Below are 20,299 nucleotides of genomic sequence, written 5' to 3' on the forward strand. Positions count from 1 at the left end.
ATTTTTAGTACTTAAAAGTTAATGATTTAACTTTTAATGAACTCGTTTTTTAAAAGGTGATCTCTTTAGGTTGCTGAGCCGAATGCGGATGTTCTCCACCTGCGTATACGTACAAATTCGTAAATATACGACGTCCCAGACGGTTCTTTGGAAGCATCCCTTTCACGGCCATCTCAACGACGCGGTGCGGGTGTTTTTCCATAATCTCACGAGGAGTAGCGAAACGCTGACCACCCGGATGTCCTGTGTGACGAACGTATTCTTTGTCTGTCATCTTCTTGCCTGTCAAACGAATTTTGTCGGCGTTGATAACAATCACGTTGTCTCCGCAATCTACGTGCGGGGTAAAATAAGGCTTGTGCTTTCCACGCAAAATTTTGGCAATTTGGCTGGCCAAACGTCCCAAGATTTCGCCGTTAGCATCTACCACGATCCAGTCCTTTTGGACGGTTGCGGAGTTAGCCGATACGGTTTTGTAACTGAGTGTATCCACTTTAGTTATTACTTTTTTCGTTGAAAATCAATTAATTAACTATATAAACGGGCATTTTGAGGCGAAAATCGGACTGCAAATATAGCGGTTTGATTTTTGAATCACAAAATGATTCTGAAAATTAAATTATTAGTGATTTATTCTTTATTCTTGCAGTGGCAGAGGCTCCCCCCTTTTTAAGGGGATTTTCGGGCCTGAAAATCATAAATCGCAATTCGTACATTGAAAATTATTGTTGTATATGCCTCAATTTGATTTTTTAGTGATTGGCTCTGGCATCGCGGGCTTGAGCTACGCCGCCAAATTGGCGCGGCATTTTGATGCGCAAAAAGAGAAGGTCTCCATTGCGGTTATCACCAAAGTACAAGCCGACGAAACCAACACCAAATACGCTCAGGGGGGAATTGCCGCCGTGTGGGCCGAGGAAGATTCGTTCGAAAAACACATCGACGATACGATGGTGGCGGGTGGCGGAATCAGCAAACGAAATATCGTTGAAATCGTGGTGACAGAAGCTCCTGAGCGCATTATGGAGCTAATTTCTTACGGTACGCGTTTTGACAAAGAAGCCGACGGCGACTATGATTTGGCCAAAGAAGGCGGACACTCCGACCACCGTATCCTGCACTTCAAAGATGCCACAGGGGCCGAAATAGAACGGGCGCTCCTGAGTGAAGTCAAGAGCCATTCTTCGATTCAAATTTTTACCCATTATTTTGCCGTAGATTTAATTACCCAACACCATTTAGGAGAAACTGTCTACCGTCACCGCGACGATATTAAATGTTTTGGGGCTTATGTTTTAAACACAAAAACGGGAGAAGTGGAGAAGTTTTTGGCCAAAACAACGATGCTGGCCACGGGGGGAATCGGAAATATTTATCAAAATACAACCAATCCACGCATCGCTACGGGCGATGGCATTGCCATGGCCTACCGCGCCAAAGGCGTCTGCGACAACATGGAGTTTATTCAGTTTCACCCCACGGCGCTTTATCAGCCCGGCAAAAAGCCCAACTTCTTGATTTCAGAAGCAGTGAGAGGTTTTGGGGGGATTTTACGCAACAAAAAAGGCGAAACATTCATGGAGCATTATGACCCGCGCCTTTCGCTTGCACCCCGGGATATTGTAGCGCGCTCTATTGACTCCGAAATGAAAAAATACGGCGATGAGCACGTTTATATCGACGTTACGCACTGCGATTACGAAAAATTTATTGAGCATTTTCCCAATATTACCGCTTATTGCAAAGACAATCTGGGCATTGATATACGTAAAGATTACATTCCAGTAGTGCCCGCGCAGCATTATATGTGCGGAGGTATCAAGGTGAATGAATTTGGACAGACGAATATTTTTTACTTGTACGCAACTGGAGAGTGCGCCTGCACGGGCCTCCACGGTGCCAATCGTTTGGCTTCTAACTCGCTCCTCGAAGCCGTGGTTTTTGCGCATCGGGCTTTCGAGAAAACAATCGAAAATTTAGCCGACGCCTACATACCTGACAACATTCCAGAATGGAACGACGAAGGGACTACTCATCCCGAAGAAGCCATTTTGGTTACCGAAATGACCAAGGAATTGGAAGCAATCATGTCAAATTATGTCGGAATTGTGCGCACCAACCGTCGTTTGAAACGCGCCCACGACCGCGTAGAACTTATCTTTCAAGAGCACGAAGAACTGTACTGGCAATCAAAGGTTTCGGTGCCGATTATGGAACTCCGCAACATGATTAACGTATCATATTTAGTCTTGAAAATGGCCATGGCGCGCCGCGAGAACGTGGGACTTCACTTTAATTTAGACCACGTGAAGAAATAAAAATAACATTCTCGAAACGTAGAATTTAATATTTTTGGGTGTTTATCAACAAACACCCTTTTTTTAGTTTTACTAAACCCTTTTATGAAAAAACCTTCTGAATTTCGCCTCATGGTATGGGGGTCTACTGCTGCTTTTTGTGCCTATGCCTGTATGTACGCTTTTCGAAGGGGGATTACGGCCGCCACGTTTGACGGGTTGGTTTTTTGGGGTATCAATTATAAAATCTGGTTGATTACGCTGCAAGTACTGGGCTATGCCTTTTCCAAACTCATTGGTATTAAGGTAGTTTCAGAAATGAAGCCCGCCCAACGCGCCATTTATTTGCTGTCTTTCGTAGGCTTTGCGGAATTAGCTTTGTTAGGTTTTGCACTCGTTCCAGCCCCTTATAATATTCCTTTTTTATTCTTGAATGGGCTTCCGTTGGGCATGGTGTATGGCACAGTGTTAGGCTTTTTGGAGGGCCGTCGCCAAACCGACGCGCTGGTGGCTGGGCTTACTGCGTCGTTTATTTTTGCTTCAGGATTTGTCAAAACCATCGGCAAAACGCTGTTAAATTCGGGCGTATCAGAGTTTTGGATGCCGTTTACGACGGGTTTGCTGTTTGCCATTCCGTTGGTGTTAGCCGTTTGGGCATTGGCAAAATTACCCGCCCCTACGGCCGAAGACCGCGCCGAGCGTACCGAGCGCGCTCCGATGAATGCCGCCGACCGCAGCCGCTTTATCAAAACCTTTTCGGTAGGGCTGATTACACTGATTGTATCCTACGTTTTCCTGACCGCCTTCCGTGATTTTAGAGATAATTTTGCCCCTGAAATATTAAAATTAGCGGGCGTAGATAATCCCCTGATTTTTACCCAAACCGAAACCTTTGTGTCGGTCTTCATTTTGCTCCTGATGGCCACATTGCGTTGGGTAAAGGACAATTGGAGGGCATTTTATCTTATCAATCTGCTGTTGATTGCGGGTGGAATTACGGTCGGCGTTAGTACGTGGATGTTTCAGCAGGGAATGCTGTCACCGGGCGTGTGGTTTACGTTGACTGGCGTGGGGCTATATTTGGCGTATGTGCCCTGCAACGGCCTTTATTTTGAGCGTTTTGTGGCTTCATTTAAGTACGTCAGTACGGTGAGTTTTGTGGTGACATTGGCCGATTGGTGGGGCTATTTGGGAACGGTAGGGGTATTGCTCTACAAAAATTTCGGTCAACCCAACATCAGTTTTCTGGATTTCTTTATCTACGGTGCTTACATTTTGGCGGTGGTGTATGTGGTGTTGGTGGTGGTTTCGTTTGGGTATTTTAAGCGGAAGTACAAAACCATGCAACCTGAAGTTGTCAGCTAAAACCTGCGCCCTAATACTGCAACTTTGCAGTATTAGGGCGCAAGACAATCTTCTTTTATTTCGTCTTTGATTACTCCCTCGCCAAAAACGCCTCAATCTGCTCCGCCGTTAGATACACTTTTCCTGAGCGGGTTTTGAGGTGCTCGCGAAAAGCGGCTTTGATAGGCTCTGACCATTTCATGTCAATTTCGCCGGGTGTAAATTTATTTTCACGGAGCATTTTATGGCCGAATTCATCTTGAAGGGCAATAAACTCCGCTCTGTTCACCACTTTTTCGGCCAAATGCGCTGGAATAAAAATTACGCCTTCGGGTTTTCCCAAGACTAAATCTCCCGGCAATACCGACGCCCGACCGATACGGATGGGGCAATTGATACACGTCATGGTCATGTCTTTGATGGCCGACGGGTCGTAGCCGCGCGTAAAACCGACAAACCCGTCAATGGCGCTCAAGCCCTCCAAATCGCGCACGCTGCCGTCAAACACCACGCCTGTTTTAGATTTGGCGTAAATGGAATTGCCGAGGTTATCGCCGATGAGCGTTCCGTCCACGATTTTTCCGAATCCGTCCGCTACATAAACGTCATTAATCTGGAGCGCATCAATCGGCCAGGAATTAGAGGCTCCTTTTCGACCCTCAGCTTTACCTTTTTCCTTGATGGGCTTTTCCATATCTGGGCGGGAGGGCATGTATTGGGCCGTAAGCACGCGCCCGACGAGTGGTTTTTCGGGATGAATAATCTGAAAGCCTCCTTCAAACTGGTTGTTATACCCATCGCCACGCATAATCCCCCAAGCTTCTTCGATAGATACATTGGCTAGACGCTTTACAATCTCATCGGGTACTTTCGGGCGACCGTCGGGGAAGCGTTCGCCTTTCCATTCTTGGGTATAAAATTGGATGAGCTCTTTAGGCGCTTGGATTTGCGCAAATAAGGGTGAGGTGGCAAAAGCCAACAAACACGCCACTACTGATTTTTTCATAGTTCGTACACTGGTTAAGGATAAACACCAACAAAAATCCAACAATTACCTTGTTTACACTTCTATCTTTTTCCAACGGTGAATTTTGAAATATTTTCAGAAAAAATTGACCTAATCTTGTGTTTCCGTACTGTTGACCGTCAGAGAAGCAGTAGTTCGGAGCCTAAATTCGTTATCCCCGGTTTCATTATTTCTTTTCACATTTTTAATTCTAAACCCCAATGAAAAAACTATTAGACCGATTCAAGCTCCCTGATACCCACGCCCAATCCGAAAACAAGCGCCGCGATTTTCTAAAAAAAGGCATGTTAGGCGGGTTATCATTAGGGTTAATGCTGGATGGTAAACACGAGCAAGAAATGGAATACATTACGCAAAAAGTAAAGCGTGATTCTAAACCTGCCGATCTTAAAATTACGGATGTGCGCATCGCGCATTTAGGGGGGGTACCTTTCAAAAGCCCCATCATCCGAATTGATACCAATCAGGGGTTAATAGGTTGGGGGGAAGTACGCGATGGGGCAAGTCCCAACTATGCGCTCATGCTCAAAAGTCGCTTGCTGGGCCAAAACCCCTGCAACGTTGAGAAAATTTTTAAAGAAATCAAGCAATTTGGCGGACACGGCCGGGCCGCTGGTGGCGTTTGCGGCGTAGAAATGGCGCTCTGGGATTTGGCGGGCAAAGCCTACAATGTACCTGTTTATCAAATGTTGGGTGGAAAATACCGCGATGAAATCCGGATGTATGCCGATACGCCCGAGATTACAGACCCTACCAACTTTGCTAAAAAACTAAAAGAAACCCGTTTAGATAAAGGCTATACGTTCCTGAAAATGGACTTTGGGATTGGTCTGTTGGCCGATAAGCCCGGTATGCTGACGGGGGCGAACGTGTGGAAACTCAACCAAAGAGACAATAAAACCAAAACCGTGGGTAACTATGGCGCAACCAAACACCCTTTTACCCGTATCCAAATTACTGATAAAGGATTGGATTATATTGCCGAGTATGTAAGCAAAATTCGTGAGGGAGTGGGGTACGAAATCCCCGTTTCAGCCGACCACTTTGGGCACTTTGACGTCAACACGGCCATTCGTCTTGGCAAAGCCGTTGAAAAATACCAATTGGCGTGGCTCGAAGACCTTGTGCCTTGGTTTTATACCGACCAATGGAAACAAATTTCGGACGCTATCGACACGCCCACGCTGACGGGAGAAGACATTTACTTAAAAGAAGAGTTTATTAAACTCATCAACGCCAAAGCAGTTGACATGATTCACCCCGATTTGGCTTCTTCTGGGGGTATTTTGGAGACCAAGAAAATTGGCGATTACGCCGAAGAGCACGGCATTCCGATGGCAATGCACTTTGCAGGCAGTCCGATTTCGTTCATGGCCAACGTGCATTGCGCCGCCGCTACCGAAAACTTCGTAGCACTTGAGCACCACGGCGTAGATGTACCCGGCTGGGAAGACATTGTAACGGGTAGTAAACCACTCGTGGTCAATGGATTTGCCCCCGTACCCAACAAACCAGGCTTGGGCGTGGAGCTTAACGAAGAAGGAGCAAAACGCTTCTTGATGAAAGACCAGAAATGGTTTGCCCCGACCGACGAATGGAACACCAAAGATTCGTGGGACCGGGATTGGAGCTAGTTCATTTTTAACCTATCAATAAGTACCTGTGATGTAGGCGTCGGACGGACTGGGCGTCCCCGTTCAAAACCGTCTGACGCTTTTTTGTTTCCAACCATTTAGGCTTGATTTTCGTCCAATAGAAAAAAGAATTACGCAATGAAAAATCTTCTTCTATTGGTGTTTTTAGTGGGTATGGTGGGATGCCGTGAAAAGGCCCTTTCTCCCGAAGAATTACAACCTTTGGTAGGTAAGTGGCGATTAAGCGCGGTTCAACCAGCGGGCAAAAACGAATGGGAGTATGTGACCCAAAGCGGTCAGTATCAATTTGAAATACGCTACGACGGCGTCATCCTTGACCAAAATGGCTTACCTGCCTGCTGCGCCCCAAAATACCTCAGTGTAAACGGAAAAAGATTTACTATTGTGCCCAAGGAGAGTCTTCCCACCAATCCCCAATGTGCATTGGTGAGTTGTTTAGCTTGCGACACATGGGCTCTTGACTTACAGGCTGATACCCTGACTTTAGCATCTTGTCAAGGGAGCGGACGAAACCGTTTTATTCGACTATAATCATTAAAATGGCTAAAAATCACGGACAAATTCAATGCTTATTCAAGCAAAAAAATCACGGGCAAATTGTATTTAACCCGAACTTTTTGACCGCGCTCCACACCAGGAAGCCATTTTCCACTCATCTCTTTGACCACGCGCAAGGCTTCTTCGTCGCAGCCACCGCCGATTCCTTTGAGTACTTCGTAGTCGCACAGTGAGCCGTCTTCACATACGACAAAAGAAACAAAGACTTTTCCTGAAATATTTTTTCGAGACGCCTCTTTGGGGTACTTGATATTTTTCCCTAAAAACATACCCAAGGCCGACGCCCCACCCTGAAACTGCGGATTTTGCTGTACTTCGGTATAGGTATGCTCAGTACCATCCAACATCAAACGTCCCTGTACCAATTTCCCTTTATCGTAAGTTTCGTCATAATAAAGCGTACTGTCTGGGCGTTTGGCAATCCATTTTCCTACCTTCTTCCCATTTTCAAAAGCACCCTGTTCTATAATCAACTGCTCTTTTCGCACCTTGGATTTATAAACGCCCCAACCATTCCCTCCTTTGACATAAACTTTGCCTTCACGTGACCACAAATCAACGACCGAAATTTCCGCTGCTTTGGTCGGGTCGGGCGTTTCCTGCGTTCGAACTTCTTTCAGTTGACCGTTATCATACCATGTCACTATCTTTTCACTTTTTCCGTCTACAATCTGCCGTTCTCTCAAGGCGCCGCTTGCGTAATATTCAGCGTAGGAAACAACCTTATTCCCCTGTTTTTCTTTGGTTGACAACAGTTGACCATTTTTTTGGATAATCGTTTCGGGCACGTATGAATTCCAGTCTTTGTCCCTGACCGTCAACTGATAGGCTGAAACCGAATCGGTCATTGTTTCATTGGCAATCTTGTACATCAATGAATCCCGTTTAAACGGCACCAACAAAAAAGGCCTCCATTCTTTTTTCTTCAACTCCTCAAAAATCACATCATCCCTTACAAGACCGTTTTTATCAACGGGAATGTATCTCCGAAAATGGTACTCGGTGGGGTCTTGCGTAAACTGGAATTTTTCGTTGAAATAATCCACGAGTCTCTGGCTTGTGCTGTCATAATTAGTAACGGGCATATCGGGAAAAACAACGAAAAAATTGAAGTCTTGACGAACAGGCTTCGTGTCTTTGAGTGCAGGTTCCCATGCCCGATAAAGCCCCACAACCCTCAGCGCTTCGGCATCACAAAGTGGATGGATGCCTTTGATGATTTTCAGGCCAGACACGCTACCGTCGGTTTCTACAATACCACTCATAAACACCCAGCCCTGTACTGATTGAAGCCGTGCCTGAAAAGGTATCTGCAAATTATCCTTGACGAATTGCTGCAAATACGCAAACCCGCCTTGGGGTTGAGCCGCTTTGTCTACTTCACGTTCGGGATAAACGGTCTGGCTGTAAGCAGTAAGTGAGAGCAGGGTGGATACCCATAGAATCAAAGTGAATTTCATGGAGCTGTAAATAATAGAGGTTGGGTAAAAGCAAAAAAGAGTCGCATTTAAACAAAAAGTAACGGATTGTCCAAGGTTTTTTGGCAAATTATCTGGTTACCCATTCACAGTATGCCATGTTTGGGTAGATGGGATGATTTTAGCAATTTTGTCGCCGCTTACTTATGACAGACGGGCCGTCTGTACCACAAATATGAAAATTGGGTTTGTCGTTTCTTTCTTTGATTTCCGCAATGACGTGAGGCGTGTAATGGCCGAAGTTGCCAAACAACACGAAGTAATCATTTTTGGCCGCCCCGAAAATCGCGACGAAATTCTGCGGCATCTGCCCGAAGGGCTGGAATTTAGGGTCATCAACGAGCGCAAAAGCAGTTTTTGGAATAACGTTTGGATGAAATTATTCGTACTCTTCAAACGTATTCCCAAAAGTCGTCACAATTTTTTCCTGATGGAGCTGTTCAAAGCCTCCCATGCCACCGACCCAGCAGTTCGAAAAAAGAATTATGAAATCATCGAATGGGTCCAGCGACTGCCCAAGTTCATTTCATACGATACTTACCTAAAAGGTCTGGACTATCAGAAAGGGAGTGATTTAAGCGAAATTGACCAATTTGTGTGCTTTACGGCCATTGCCGACGATTTCCTATTGGCCCGCCTTCTCCACGAAAAGTATCCCGTAAAAGTATATGTATACAGTTGGGACCACGCCTGCAAGCACATCTGTTTTTCTGAACGCGCGCATTATATCTGCTGGAATGAGCGCATCAAAGAAGACATTGTTCATCTACAACATATTCCAGCGGCACACGTAAAAGTAGTTGGTGCAAGCCAATTTGGTTACATCCATGAGTATCAACAACGGCACGCACAACTACCCCGAACTTACCCCTTTCGGTATGTATACTTTGGCTGCGCCATCGGCATTGATGATCTGGTCAAAGAAGAAGTTAGTGTGGCCATTTCAGTGGCGCAGGTGTTAGCAACAACCCGCCCTGAGCTCACATTGGTGGTACGCCCTTATCCAGTGCAGGGCAATTGGGAAGTGTATCAATCCCTCCACAATCTACCCAATGTAATCATGGACGATGGCTTTCGGACGGTAGATTTATCGGTAAAAGACGGGCATATTTTAGAGAAATTTGAGAAAATTGCCCACGCGGAGGCCTTTTTTCATTTAGGCACCACCATGGGCCTAGAAGCCTGTTTTACCGATACGCCTTCGTTCATCTTAGATTATGGCTACAAAAACAAAGATGGCCTGAGTTTGTACAGTTTTATTCACCAATACCAAAACGACCGCCACTTGATTGACCTTGCGCCCCAGAATGCTGTTCGGTCCGAAAGCCATTTGACTGAAATTTTAAAACAATTGAACAATCCCACGTATCGTCTACTCAATAAACAGGTACAGGCACAGTATCAACTCAAGTCATTTGAACAATTCTCGGAGGATTTGTTAACACCATAGTTTCTCTTAACTTTGGTCATTTTCAAACCCTTAACGATATGCCCCTGAATCATTTTTGCCGTGCCGTGGCCTTGATGCTGTTGTCAGCATTACCACTTTTTTCTCAAACGGGTACCCGACAAGCCCCTCCCCTGCTGTCGGCGGCTACGCCCGAGTCGGTGGGGATGTACTCAGAGCGACTCAATCGGCTGGATGGCATGATTCAGTCGTATATCGACAAAGGCGCTTTTCCGGGCGTGGCGGCCATTGTGGTTCGTAATGGCAAAATTGTGTACTACAAAGCCTTCGGAAAAGCAGACCTTGAAAGCAATAAACCTTTGACCAAAGACGCCATTTACCGAATTGCTTCCATGACCAAAGCCATTACCTCACTGGCCGTGATGATGCTCCACGAAGAAGGCAAAATCATGCTCGATGATCCCATCAGCAAATACATTCCAGCGTTTGCGAAGCCAGTTGTACTCGACCAATTCAACCCGAAAGACAGCAGCTTTACGACCGTGCCCGCTAAGCGGGAGATTTCGGTGCGGCATTTGCTGACACACATGTCTGGCATCAATTATAATGTTATTTCCAACGATGAGCGTCTTCGGGCCATTTATACCAAAGCAGGGATTGTGGATGCCTTTACCACCGAAAATCTCAAAATCGGGGATAACATCCGAAAACTGGCCAAACTTCCGCTCAATCATCAGCCCGGCGAAAAATGGACCTACGGATTAAGCGTTGATGTACTAGGGTATTTGGTGGAAATTGCGTCTGGGATGACCCTCGACCAGTTTTTTCAGCAACGGATTTTTGCCCCGCTGGGCATGAAAGATACTTACTTTTATCTGCCTGATTCTAAAAAAGACCGTTTGGTGCCACTGTATTCCGAAGATAAAGACAAGAAGTTGGTCAAAGGCACAACCAACTCGTTATCTGCAAACCCCAACTATCCGATTGAGGGAGCAAAAGCCTTTTATTCGGGCGGGGGGGGCTTATCAAGCACGGCCTACGACTATGCCATTTTTCTTCAAATGCTCCTGAATGGCGGCGTGTACAACGGCAAACGACTGTTGAGCCGCAAAGCCGTGGAGCTTTTTACCAACACCAACCAAAGTGGAACGCTGTTTCCCGACCCGCGCAGCTACTTCAGTTTGGGGTTCAGCGTCGTAAGCGAAGCAGGACGTTCAAAAGGCTTGGGCAGCGTGGGCACATTCAGTTGGGGCGGCGCATTCAGTACCAACTATTTTGCCGACCCCAAAGAAAAAATTTGCGCCGTTATTATGAAACAAATGTGGCCTACCAGCTACGGTGGCGAAATTGACCGTAAGTTTGAAATGATGATTTATCAGTCATTGGATGATTAAGGCACAAGAACGATTTTTCCTATGTGCTCGGAGCTTTCCATCAAGCGGTGGGCTTCGGCCGCCTCGCTGAGGGGAAAGATTTTATAGAGAATCGGTTTGTATTGGCCCGTGGCAATGAGGGGCCAAATGTGCTTTTCTACTTCGGCCGCCAAAGCCGCCTTAAATTCGGCATCACGGGGGGCAAGCATGCTTCCCGTGATGGTCAGGCGTTTGCTCATCACTTCCAAAATATTAAACTGCGTTTGCGCGCCGCCCAAGCTGGCAATAAAACACAAACGACCATCGGTTCGCAACAGACGTATATTTTTGGCAGTATAGTCGCCGCCAATGTAATCCAGAATAGCGTCCATTCCGAAAGGTTTAAGGACATCTTCAAAATTTTGGGTTCTGTAATTTACGCATTTTACCGCCCCCAATTCTTCACAAAATCGACATTTTTCATCCGTTCCTGCGGTAGCAAACACCTGTGCACCAAATGCTTTTGCCAATTGAATAGCGGTTACCCCAATACCGCTTGTACCCCCGTGTATGAGCAGGTTTTCGCCTGACTGCAAGTGCATCCGTCGAAACACATTGTCCCATACGGTCATGCTTGTCTCGGGCAAACAGGCGGCTTCTTCAAACGAAAGACCTTCTGGAATGGGTAAACAATGATGGGCATTGGCCAAGGCATATTGGGCGTAGCCGCCGTGACGAATGAGCGCGCATACCCGGTCACCTACTTTCCAGCGGCTCACCGAGGCCCCTATTTGCTCCACTACCCCCGCGATTTCTAAGCCCAACGGCTCGGCAGGCGCCTGACCAGAAACCCCGTAACGTCCTTGACGCATCAATAAATCGGCCCGATTGACTCCTGCCGCATACACCCGAATCAGTACGTCTTGCAGGGAAGGGACGGGCAAGGAACGTTCTTGCAAATTCAGGACTTCGGGCCCGCCCGTTTGGGAAACAATAACTGCTTTCATTATATTCGAAAATTAGATAAACAATTGTCAATACAATCCATGAAGGTACATGACACTCCAAAAATAAACATCCATTAACTTTGTATTATTACTTTTGAAGTATTTACTATAACAATCCTTAGAACGATCCAAACTACTAATACATAAATATGTCAGCGACAACCATTCAATTTAAGCATGTAAGCTACCTTTGGGATGACGCCAAAGCCGCCGAGTTGGCGGGCGATGAAGTAGCTCTCTTTATCTACCGCTCCAATATCCTTGGTGCCGACCTTCGCCTAACAAACTACGGGGGAGGAAATACATCGGTCAAAATTACGGATAAGGACCCACTTACCGCAAAGGATACAGAAGTAATGTGGATTAAAGGTTCAGGAGGGGATATAGGTACCCTCAAAAAATCGGGTTGTGCGGCGTTGTATCTGGATCGTTTGCGTAGTTTGGAGAATGTTTATCGCGGCTTAGAATTTGAAGATGAAATGGTAGAGTTGTTCAACCATTGTATCTTTGATTTAGCGTCAAAAGCGCCTTCTATTGATACTCCTTTACACGGATTTTTACCGTTTGCCCATATAGACCACCTTCACCCAGATGCTGCGATTGCGATTGCAGCGGCTAAAGATGGCAAAAAGATTACGGATGAACTCTTCAACGGCGAAGTGGGCTGGGTAGAATGGCAACGCCCAGGCTTTGAATTAGGCCTTCAACTTCGTGCCTGTTTGGAAGAAGCCGCCGCAAAAGGCGTCAAATTACGTGGTATCATGCTCGGCTCGCACGGCTTGTTTACGTGGGGTGATACTTCTTACGAAAGCTACATCAACACGCTCGAAGTCATCGAAAAGTGTGCTGAGTATTTGGAAGCAAATTACGGCAAAACCCGTCCTGTATTTGGCGGTCAGAAAATTGAAAGCCTGTCGCCAGAAGACCGTCAAAAACAAGCGGCTAAATTAGCCCCTGTATTGCGCGGTTTTTGTTCGTCATACCGCACCATGGTTGGCCATTTTACGGACGATGCACGCGTATTGGAATTTATCAACTCCAACGATTTGGACAAATTGGCGCCATTGGGCACTTCTTGTCCTGACCACTTCCTTCGCACCAAAATCAGCCCGCTGGTATTAACCTTAGCCCCTGATGAAGATTTGTCGGATGTAGCGGCGTTGAAAGAAAAACTTCTGCCAGGCTTTGTTGCCTACCGCGAATTATATACGGATTACTACGAAACCTGTAAGCATCCCAACTCGCCCGCCATGCGCGACCCCAATCCGGTGGTTATTCTATACCCCGGTGTAGGAATGTTTACGTTCTCAAAAGATAAAACAACGGCTCGTTTGGCCTCTGAATACTACATCAACGCCGTCAACGTAATGAAAGGCGCGGAGGCAGTATCAGAATACACGTCATTGCCCCGTCAGGAGGCTTTCAACATTGAATATTGGCTGTTGGAAGAAGCTAAACTTCAACGCATGCCCAAGCCCAAGGCGCTTTCTGGACGCGTAGCATTGATTACGGGAAGTGCGGGCGGTATCGGAAAAGCCATCGCTCGTCGTTTTGCCGAAGAGGGTGCGGTAGTGGTTTTGAACGATATTAATGAAGAACGTCTGGCGGGAGCCAAAGAAGAGTTCGTGAAGAAATTCGGTAAAGATGCCGTGTCGACCACCCTTCTGAACGTGACCGATGCCCAGAGCATTTTATCGGCAATGGACGCCGCCGCATTGGCCTTTGGCGGGGTGGATATCATTGTCAACAATGCAGGAATCAGCATCTCTAAACCCATTGAAGCCCATACGATTGAAGATTGGGATAAGTTATATGACATTTTGGTTAAAGGTCAATTCCTCGTTACTCAAGCGGGTATTGCGGTAATGCGCAAGCAAGGATTTGGCGGAGATGTCATCAATATTGTGAGCAAAAATGCCTTGGTATCAGGGCCTAATAACGCAGGATACGGTTCGGCCAAAGCTGCTCAATTGCATTTAAGCCGACTTAATGCTGCCGAACTAGGCGGTGATAAGATTCGCGTCAATACCGTCAATCCCGACGCGGTTATTGCCGATTCAAATATCTGGGCTGGTGGCTGGGCCGAAGGCCGCGCCAAAGCCTACGGCATTACGATAGAAGAATTACCCGCATATTATGCCAAACGAACATTGTTGAACGAGGCTATTTTGCCCGACGACATTGCCAATGCCTGCTTCGCCTTCGTGGGAGGGTTGCTCAGTAAATCGACCGGTAACGTGTTGAACGTAGACGGCGGTGTAGCAATGGCTTTTGTTCGTTAATTAAAGATTGTTTTTTCATCATAGGTTAGTTTAATACTCGAATCTAACGTCTGACTTCAGGCGTTAGATTTTTTAAATCGTTTATTTCCTAACTTCAAATCGATCATTACCATGCAACTCGAAAAATACAAGATACAACAACACAACGACGACCTGCTCAAAGGCCACGAGCGCCGTTTGAGCTATATTACTTCCGAAATCGAAAACTCGGAAGCCATCATCCAAAAAGTCGTTGATTTTCAGATTGCCATTCCTTCGTGGGCATTGGGTACGGGCGGCACCCGTTTTGGGCGTTTTTCGGGCGGCGGCGAGCCGCGTACGTTGGAAGAAAAAATTGAAGATGTGGGCCTGCTACATTCTTTAAATCAATCCAGCGGAGCCATTTCACTGCACATCCCGTGGGATATTCCACAGGATGCCAAAGCCATCAAAGCCTTGGCAGCACAACACGGCTTAAAGTTTGACGCCGTCAATTCCAACACCTTTCAAGATCAGCCTGACCAAGCACTGACTTATAAGTTCGGTTCGCTGCAAAACGTCAATAAAGCCATCCGCAAACAGGCGATTGAGCACAACATTGAGGTAATCAAACAAGGCATTGAATTGGGTTCTGAATCTTTGACAGTTTGGCTTTCAGACGGTTCCTGCTTCCCAGGTCAATTGAATTTCCGTAAAGCGTACCAAAATACGCTCGAAAGTTTGCAAGAAATCTACGCGGCTTTGCCCGATAATTGGAAACTGTTTTTAGAATATAAAGCCTTCGAGCCCAATTTTTATTCGACAACCGTCGGCGACTGGGGGCAATCGTATTCGTACGTTCAGAAGCTTGGCAACAAAGCCTATACGCTTGTGGATTTGGGCCACCATTTACCCAACGCCAACATTGAACAAATCGTTGCGTTGCTGTTGATGGAAGGAAAACTAGGTGGTTTTCACTTCAACGATTCTAAATACGGCGACGACGACTTAACTGCTGGTGCTATAAAACCATATCAATTATTCTTGATTTTCAACGAGTTGGTAGAAGGAATGGACGCACGCGGTATGAATCACGCCACCGATTTAGGTTGGATGATTGATGCTTCACACAACGTCAAAGACCCTCTCGAAGATTTGCTGCAATCGGTCGAAGGCATCATGATGTCGTACGCACAAGCACTGTCGGTAGATAGAAAAGCACTCGAAGAAGCCCAAAATAATAACGACGTGGTACGGGCACAAGAGATTTTGCAAAACGCCTTCCGAACCGACGTTCGCGCCCTGGTCGCCGAAGCTCGCCTGCGGGCGGGTGGGGCCTTGAATCCTTTGGAATTGTACAGAAGCCAAAAAGTACGCGAGAACCTCATCGCCGAAAGAGGACTCAAAACAGTAGCGACCGGTTTGTAATATGAAAATTCCCGTTTGCGCCGTATTAGACATCGGCAAAACCAACAAAAAGCTTTTCCTTTTTGACGAAAACTATAAAATTGTCCTCGAAAAATCGGGGCAATTTCCAGAAACCACCGACGAAGACGGCGACCCGTGCGAGAACGTAGCACTCCTCACCTCTTGGGTAAGCGACTCGCTACAAGAGGTATTTGCTTTGGAAGAATACGACGTCAAAGCCATCAATTTTTCGACCTACGGGGCCAGTTTGGTTCACGTAGACAAAAATGGCGCACCCGTGGCACCGTTGTATAATTACCTCAAACCTTACCCAGAAACGCTTCAAAAGCAATTTTACAGCGCCTACGGTGGCGAGCAGGAGTTCACCCGTAAAACAGCTTCGCCTATTTTGGGAAGTCTCAATTCGGCGATGATTATTTATCGACTGAAATACGAAAAGCCTGAACTGTTTGCCAGAATCAAGTACTCGCTGCATTTGCCGCAGTATGTAAGTTCATTGGTAACAAACCTGTTCGCTTCTGATATCACGAGCATCGGTTGTCATACCAATCTGTGGGATTTTGACCAAAATACCTACCACGCTTGGGTAGCGCAAGAAGGCATTTTGGAAAAATTGGCCCCGATTGAGCCTGGCGATAAAGTAGTCACCAAATCCATTAACGGGCAAGAGCGGCTTGTAGGCATCGGTCTGCACGATAGCTCATCGGCGCTGATTCCGTATCTGGTTAGTTTTCATGAGCCTTTTGTCTTGATTTCTACGGGCACTTGGTGCATCAGTCTTAATCCGTTCAATCATACGCCCCTGACCGACGAAGAGCTTCAATACGATTGCCTTTGTTATATGCAATACAACGGCAAGCCCGTCAAAGCGTCGCGGCTGTTTGCTGGCTATGAGCATGAGCAACAAACCAAACGGTTGGCCGAACATTTTCAAAAAGAAGCCAATTATTACAAAACCGTTGCGTTTGATGCGCGCATTATCAATGAATTGAAAGCCGAGAAAAAAACCGATGGCATTGATTTTGAGCGTCTTTCTAAGCCCCCCATGACCGAAGGGCTTTTTGGGCAACGCGATTTATCGGCCTACGATTCCTACGAAAAGGCGTATCACCAACTGATATTAGACATTGTCAATCAACAGATTATCTCGACAGGATTGGTCTTGACGGGCTCAAGCGTGAAGCGCATTTTTGTGGACGGAGGATTTGGCAAAAACCCTATTTACATGAATTTGCTCGCGGCTGCATTCCCTGAAATGGAGATATTCGCGGCTTCGGTGGCGCAAGCCACGTCGTTGGGCGCGGCGCTGAGTATTCATCGTCATTGGAACACCCAACCCCTCCCTCCTGACCTCATTGATTTACGGTTTTACAACAGCGGCTCAACTTATATTCAACAGTAATTACCCAAAGTATTTATATCAAAAAATCTCGCTGTAAGAGCCTATAGTGGCTTTTGCAGCGAGATTTTTTAATTGACGACAGTGAACTAGCGGATCAAGTTCAAAAGTTGTGGAGCAACTTGGATTAAGCATATAACTGAATTAGTCGATAAAGGAAGAATTCTATGTTTCTCACCCCTCTGAACTGACTTCTGAATGCTTTGATTTTGGCGTTGAAGGATTCGGCTGACGCATTGGTACTGCGGTTATCAAAATAATTCAGGATGGTCTCATAATGGTTTGGGATGGAGCGCGCCACGGTGTTGAAGGCTTTAAATCCGGACTGACGCACCTTCTCATGCCACTTGGCCAGTCGGGCCAATCCATACAGTTTATCGTTGGTATTCTCAAAAATATGACTCAAAGACATCGTTAGCTCATAGGCTTTTTTCAAGTCAGCATAGCGCTCAAAAAGTAATGTTGCCCTTTGTTTTTGAGTCTCTGTCCAATCTTTCTCCTTTTTGTAGAGCACATATCTGCTGCGAGCTAATAATTGTCGCTTCGGCGCTCCGATTCACCGTATCGCCATTGGAAAGCACTTCCGGTTGGTATGCTGTTTGAGTGGCTTTTGCTTGCTCAATAGCCTCATTTTCAGCATCTATTGCTTGCCAACGATACTTGATTCTGATTTCCTGTAAGGCTTCCGAAGCCAACTTTTGGACATGGAATCGGTCAGTTACCTGTGTAGCAGAAGGAAAACAGCGTTTAGCGATTAATGCCATATTACCGGCCATATCCAACGTAATTTCACTTACCTTTTTACGCGTTTTCAAAGGGATTGTTCGGAGAATTTCAATGACTGTTTCGGCTTTTGTGCCTGCAATAATGGCGATAATGCTGCCGCATCGGCCTTGAGCAGCTTTATTGGTAAGAATTGTATACAGTTCACCATCCGATAGGGAGGTCTCATCAATCGAAAGATGAGTACCCATATTTTGAGCATACAGCAACCATTGTTTGGCATGGCACTTTTGATCCCATTGCCTAAATCCACTCGGAGATTCTTTGTACTGTCGCAATAGCTTTTTACCATTAACCCCATAAAAACGTCCAATGGTATGGGTATCATTCGGGGTCGTATCGATGAATCTCTTTCGCTTCGGCCTTTAGATTTGTGTGATGTAAAAATTCCAAGAAAATCATAGCTTGGAATATCTCTCAAAATGAGAGTATGCCAGCGGCATCGGCCGTCCGAACCAGTGGGGTAGCCTTACCGCCTTCGGCTGAGAAAGACTCATGGATCGATTCAAGACCCCACTGGCTTGCTGTAACACAGGACTCAAATAGAAATTCGGGCTAATGACCCATGAGCAAGGTATTGAGTGTGCGACAGCGTGCTGACTTAGATACAAATTAAACTCGTTCAAAATTATGGAAAGTTTCAATTTTTTCATCGGTATTGACCGGGGCCGCCCGCGCGGTCTCAAAGGCTGCGCTTGATTGGGCAGTGATTGTCTCTAACAAACTTCTGTTTCATCATCAATCCAATAATGATAAAGCTGGAATTGAAGGCTTTATCAAGCAATTGAAAGTGTACTGTCCTAATGCTAATTTTGAAAATAGTTTGTATTGCATGGAACATACGGGCATCTATAACAATCATTTACTGAACTTCTTGCATTCCAAACAGGCAAATATTTGGCTTGAGCATCCTATTCACATCAAGGACAGTCTTGGCATGATTAGAGGAAAAAATGATAAAGTTGATGCCCAAAGAATTGCTACCTATGCTTATAAAAACCGTGATGAAGTACGTCTTTGGGTTCCTAAACGTGATGTCATTCAGAAATTAGATAGGCTTACAGCCCTTCGTAATCGCCTTATTAAAGTCCGAAAAATGATGCAGTCACCATTGACAGATTGTAAAGATTTCATCTCTAAAAAAGACCTTAACGAAGCGAAAAAATCTTGCGAAAACACTCTAAAATCCCTTGATAAAGACATCAAAAAGGTCAATCAGGACATTCAAAGTACCATTCAAAACGACCCATATTTAAAAGAACTCTACGAATTTATCGAATCAGTAAAAGGTGTTGGCCCTGCCATCGCAACAGAAATTCTAATTGTCACTAATGAGTTCAAGACTATCAACGACCCTAAAAAATTCGCCTGTCACGCTGGGGTTGTACCATTTTCTTATTCATCAGGTCAGTATAAAGGCAAATCCAAAACAAGCAATAAAGCTAACAAACAATTAAAGGCGTTGCTTCACAACGGGGCGATGTCAGCGATTCAACATTCACCAGAAATTCGACAATATTACCTGAGAAAAACTGCTGAAGGTAAAAACGAAATGTTGGTCGTAAACAACGTTTGTAATAAAATTATCCATCGCGTTTTCTCTTGTGTTCATCGAAAGGAAAAATATAAAGATTTTTATACCCCATCAGTTGCATGAATCATAGAAATCGCTCCGATAAAAAAGACGCGAATTCACTTGTCATTCGCGTACCTTGAGCCACTTGATTCCAATCCCGTTGTTCTACTTTTCCTGTAGTGGTATTCAGCCAGCGACGGCGCTTTATATGAAGAAATACCCGTTTATCTCGAATGGGAAAGTCCTGAATCGTAATCTCAGGCAGAAAACCTTTCGATAATAAGTTCTTCCCAGAAAGCTCTGATTCTTCATAATTCTTCTCTTGGAGATAAATATGAAGCACATTCGATACAGATGCAACTTTGAGTAATTCGTAGTAGGATACGATAAAATCAGGTAAGAGGTACTCTACTAAAGGCAGAAAACTTTCCAAAACAGACAGGTTTGATTAAACGCACAAACCTAAAAAAATCCAACACACTCCACAACTTTTGAACTTGATCCGAACTAGCTAGCTAGCACTTTATCTAAAAACAAAAAAACTCTGCAAATGCAGAGTTTTTCGTGACGAAGGCGAGACTCGAACTCGCACACCCGAAGGCTCACGCACCTGAAACGTGCGTGTCTACCAATTCCACCACTTCGCCAGTTGTTTTGATGTTGCAAAGTAAGCGCTACTTCCTCATTTTCGCAACTTTCAGGGAGTGTTTTTTAGTAAAATCTACAATCGTAGGGGCAGGCCTCTGC

The 20,299-nt window shown here is 45.6% G+C and carries 17 protein-coding genes and 1 tRNA gene; 10 read left to right on the forward strand and 8 right to left on the reverse strand.

The features are described 5' to 3' along the window. Nucleotides 1-49 precede the first annotated feature (49 nt). Nucleotides 50-493, reverse strand: a complete 444-nt coding sequence (rplM, locus tag DVG78_RS15080; protein ID WP_114067713.1) for a 50S ribosomal protein L13 — start codon at nucleotides 491-493, stop codon at nucleotides 50-52. Between the two features lie 241 nt (nucleotides 494-734). Here rplM and nadB point away from each other — a divergent pair, with 241 nt between their 5' ends. After that, nucleotides 735-2,318 (forward strand): L-aspartate oxidase, encoded by a 1,584-nt coding sequence (gene nadB, locus DVG78_RS15085; protein ID WP_114461889.1) that lies wholly within the window; start codon nucleotides 735-737, stop codon nucleotides 2,316-2,318. An 84-nt stretch (nucleotides 2,319-2,402) separates the two neighbouring features. After that, nucleotides 2,403-3,662, forward strand: coding sequence for a DUF5690 family protein (locus DVG78_RS15090; RefSeq protein ID WP_114461890.1), 1,260 nt, complete (start codon nucleotides 2,403-2,405; stop codon nucleotides 3,660-3,662). 70 nt (nucleotides 3,663-3,732) lie between these two features. Here DVG78_RS15090 and DVG78_RS15095 read toward each other — a convergent pair whose 3' ends face one another. After that, the gene (locus DVG78_RS15095) at nucleotides 3,733-4,647 is read right to left on the reverse strand and encodes an RraA family protein (RefSeq protein WP_114461891.1); all 915 of its coding nucleotides are present in this window, start codon (nucleotides 4,645-4,647) and stop codon (nucleotides 3,733-3,735) included. Between the two features lie 221 nt (nucleotides 4,648-4,868). Here DVG78_RS15095 and DVG78_RS15100 point away from each other — a divergent pair, with 221 nt between their 5' ends. After that, nucleotides 4,869-6,302: a mandelate racemase/muconate lactonizing enzyme family protein gene (locus DVG78_RS15100; RefSeq protein ID WP_114461892.1), complete on the forward strand. Its 1,434-nt coding sequence runs from the start codon at nucleotides 4,869-4,871 to the stop codon at nucleotides 6,300-6,302. Between the two features lie 138 nt (nucleotides 6,303-6,440). Next, nucleotides 6,441-6,854 carry a hypothetical protein gene (locus tag DVG78_RS15105; RefSeq protein ID WP_114461893.1) on the forward strand — a complete coding sequence of 138 codons (414 nt, stop codon included), beginning with the start codon at nucleotides 6,441-6,443 and terminating at the stop codon, nucleotides 6,852-6,854. A gap of 38 nt (nucleotides 6,855-6,892) precedes the next feature. On the opposite strand, the gene DVG78_RS15110 is transcribed toward DVG78_RS15105, so the two are convergent. After that, nucleotides 6,893-8,341 carry an energy transducer TonB gene (locus tag DVG78_RS15110; RefSeq protein ID WP_114461894.1) on the reverse strand — a complete coding sequence of 483 codons (1,449 nt, stop codon included), beginning with the start codon at nucleotides 8,339-8,341 and terminating at the stop codon, nucleotides 6,893-6,895. A 193-nt stretch (nucleotides 8,342-8,534) separates the two neighbouring features. Here DVG78_RS15110 and DVG78_RS15115 point away from each other — a divergent pair, with 193 nt between their 5' ends. Together DVG78_RS15115 and DVG78_RS15120 are read left to right on the forward strand one after the other, a co-directional pair. Further along, complete coding sequence (locus DVG78_RS15115) at nucleotides 8,535-9,809, forward strand: glycosyltransferase family protein (protein ID WP_147277092.1); 1,275 nt, start codon at nucleotides 8,535-8,537, stop codon at nucleotides 9,807-9,809. Nucleotides 9,810-9,847: 38 nt separating this feature from the next. Beyond that, the gene (locus tag DVG78_RS15120; RefSeq protein WP_114461896.1) at nucleotides 9,848-11,161 is read left to right on the forward strand and encodes a serine hydrolase domain-containing protein; all 1,314 of its coding nucleotides are present in this window, start codon (nucleotides 9,848-9,850) and stop codon (nucleotides 11,159-11,161) included. Here DVG78_RS15120 and DVG78_RS15125 read toward each other — a convergent pair. Next, the gene (locus DVG78_RS15125) at nucleotides 11,158-12,126 is read right to left on the reverse strand and encodes an NAD(P)H-quinone oxidoreductase (RefSeq protein ID WP_114461897.1); all 969 of its coding nucleotides are present in this window, start codon (nucleotides 12,124-12,126) and stop codon (nucleotides 11,158-11,160) included. The genes DVG78_RS15120 and DVG78_RS15125 overlap by 4 nt on opposite strands. Nucleotides 12,127-12,275: 149 nt before the next feature. Between DVG78_RS15125 and DVG78_RS15130 the strand changes: the two genes are divergently transcribed. The 3 genes from DVG78_RS15130 (at nucleotide 12,276) to DVG78_RS15140 (ending at nucleotide 17,196) form a co-directional block, all read left to right on the forward strand. Continuing rightward, nucleotides 12,276-14,408 (forward strand): bifunctional aldolase/short-chain dehydrogenase, encoded by a 2,133-nt coding sequence (locus DVG78_RS15130; protein ID WP_114461898.1) that lies wholly within the window; start codon nucleotides 12,276-12,278, stop codon nucleotides 14,406-14,408. A 111-nt stretch (nucleotides 14,409-14,519) separates the two neighbouring features. After that, nucleotides 14,520-15,794, forward strand: a complete 1,275-nt coding sequence (locus DVG78_RS15135) for a sugar isomerase (protein ID WP_114461899.1) — start codon at nucleotides 14,520-14,522, stop codon at nucleotides 15,792-15,794. 1 nt (nucleotide 15,795) lies between these two features. Then, nucleotides 15,796-17,196: an FGGY-family carbohydrate kinase gene (locus DVG78_RS15140; protein ID WP_114461900.1), complete on the forward strand. Its 1,401-nt coding sequence runs from the start codon at nucleotides 15,796-15,798 to the stop codon at nucleotides 17,194-17,196. Nucleotides 17,197-17,320: 124 nt separating this feature from the next. Here the strand turns inward: DVG78_RS15140 and DVG78_RS30705 are convergent, their stop codons facing one another. After that, on the reverse strand, nucleotides 17,321-17,707 hold the full coding sequence (locus DVG78_RS30705) for a transposase (RefSeq protein ID WP_445508805.1): 387 nt from the start codon (nucleotides 17,705-17,707) through the stop codon (nucleotides 17,321-17,323). Beyond that, nucleotides 17,643-18,320, reverse strand: coding sequence for an ISAon1 family transposase (locus DVG78_RS15145; RefSeq protein ID WP_445508806.1), 678 nt, complete (start codon nucleotides 18,318-18,320; stop codon nucleotides 17,643-17,645). Before DVG78_RS15145 ends, DVG78_RS30705 begins: the two co-directional genes overlap by 65 nt. Before the next feature lie 314 nt (nucleotides 18,321-18,634). Here DVG78_RS15145 and DVG78_RS15150 point away from each other — a divergent pair, with 314 nt between their 5' ends. Further along, nucleotides 18,635-19,633, forward strand: coding sequence for an IS110 family RNA-guided transposase (locus tag DVG78_RS15150; protein WP_229598236.1), 999 nt, complete (start codon nucleotides 18,635-18,637; stop codon nucleotides 19,631-19,633). A 1-nt stretch (nucleotide 19,634) separates the two neighbouring features. On the opposite strand, the gene DVG78_RS15155 is transcribed toward DVG78_RS15150, so the two are convergent. Beyond that, on the reverse strand, nucleotides 19,635-19,985 hold the full coding sequence (locus DVG78_RS15155) for an ISAon1 family transposase N-terminal region protein (RefSeq protein WP_114461901.1): 351 nt from the start codon (nucleotides 19,983-19,985) through the stop codon (nucleotides 19,635-19,637). 132 nt (nucleotides 19,986-20,117) lie between these two features. Continuing rightward, nucleotides 20,118-20,199 (reverse strand) — tRNA-Leu (locus DVG78_RS15160). Nucleotides 20,200-20,299: the final 100 nt, after the last annotated feature.

Source organism: Runella aurantiaca, from assembly GCF_003339505.1.
Lineage (GTDB): Bacteria > Bacteroidota > Bacteroidia > Cytophagales > Spirosomataceae > Runella > Runella aurantiaca.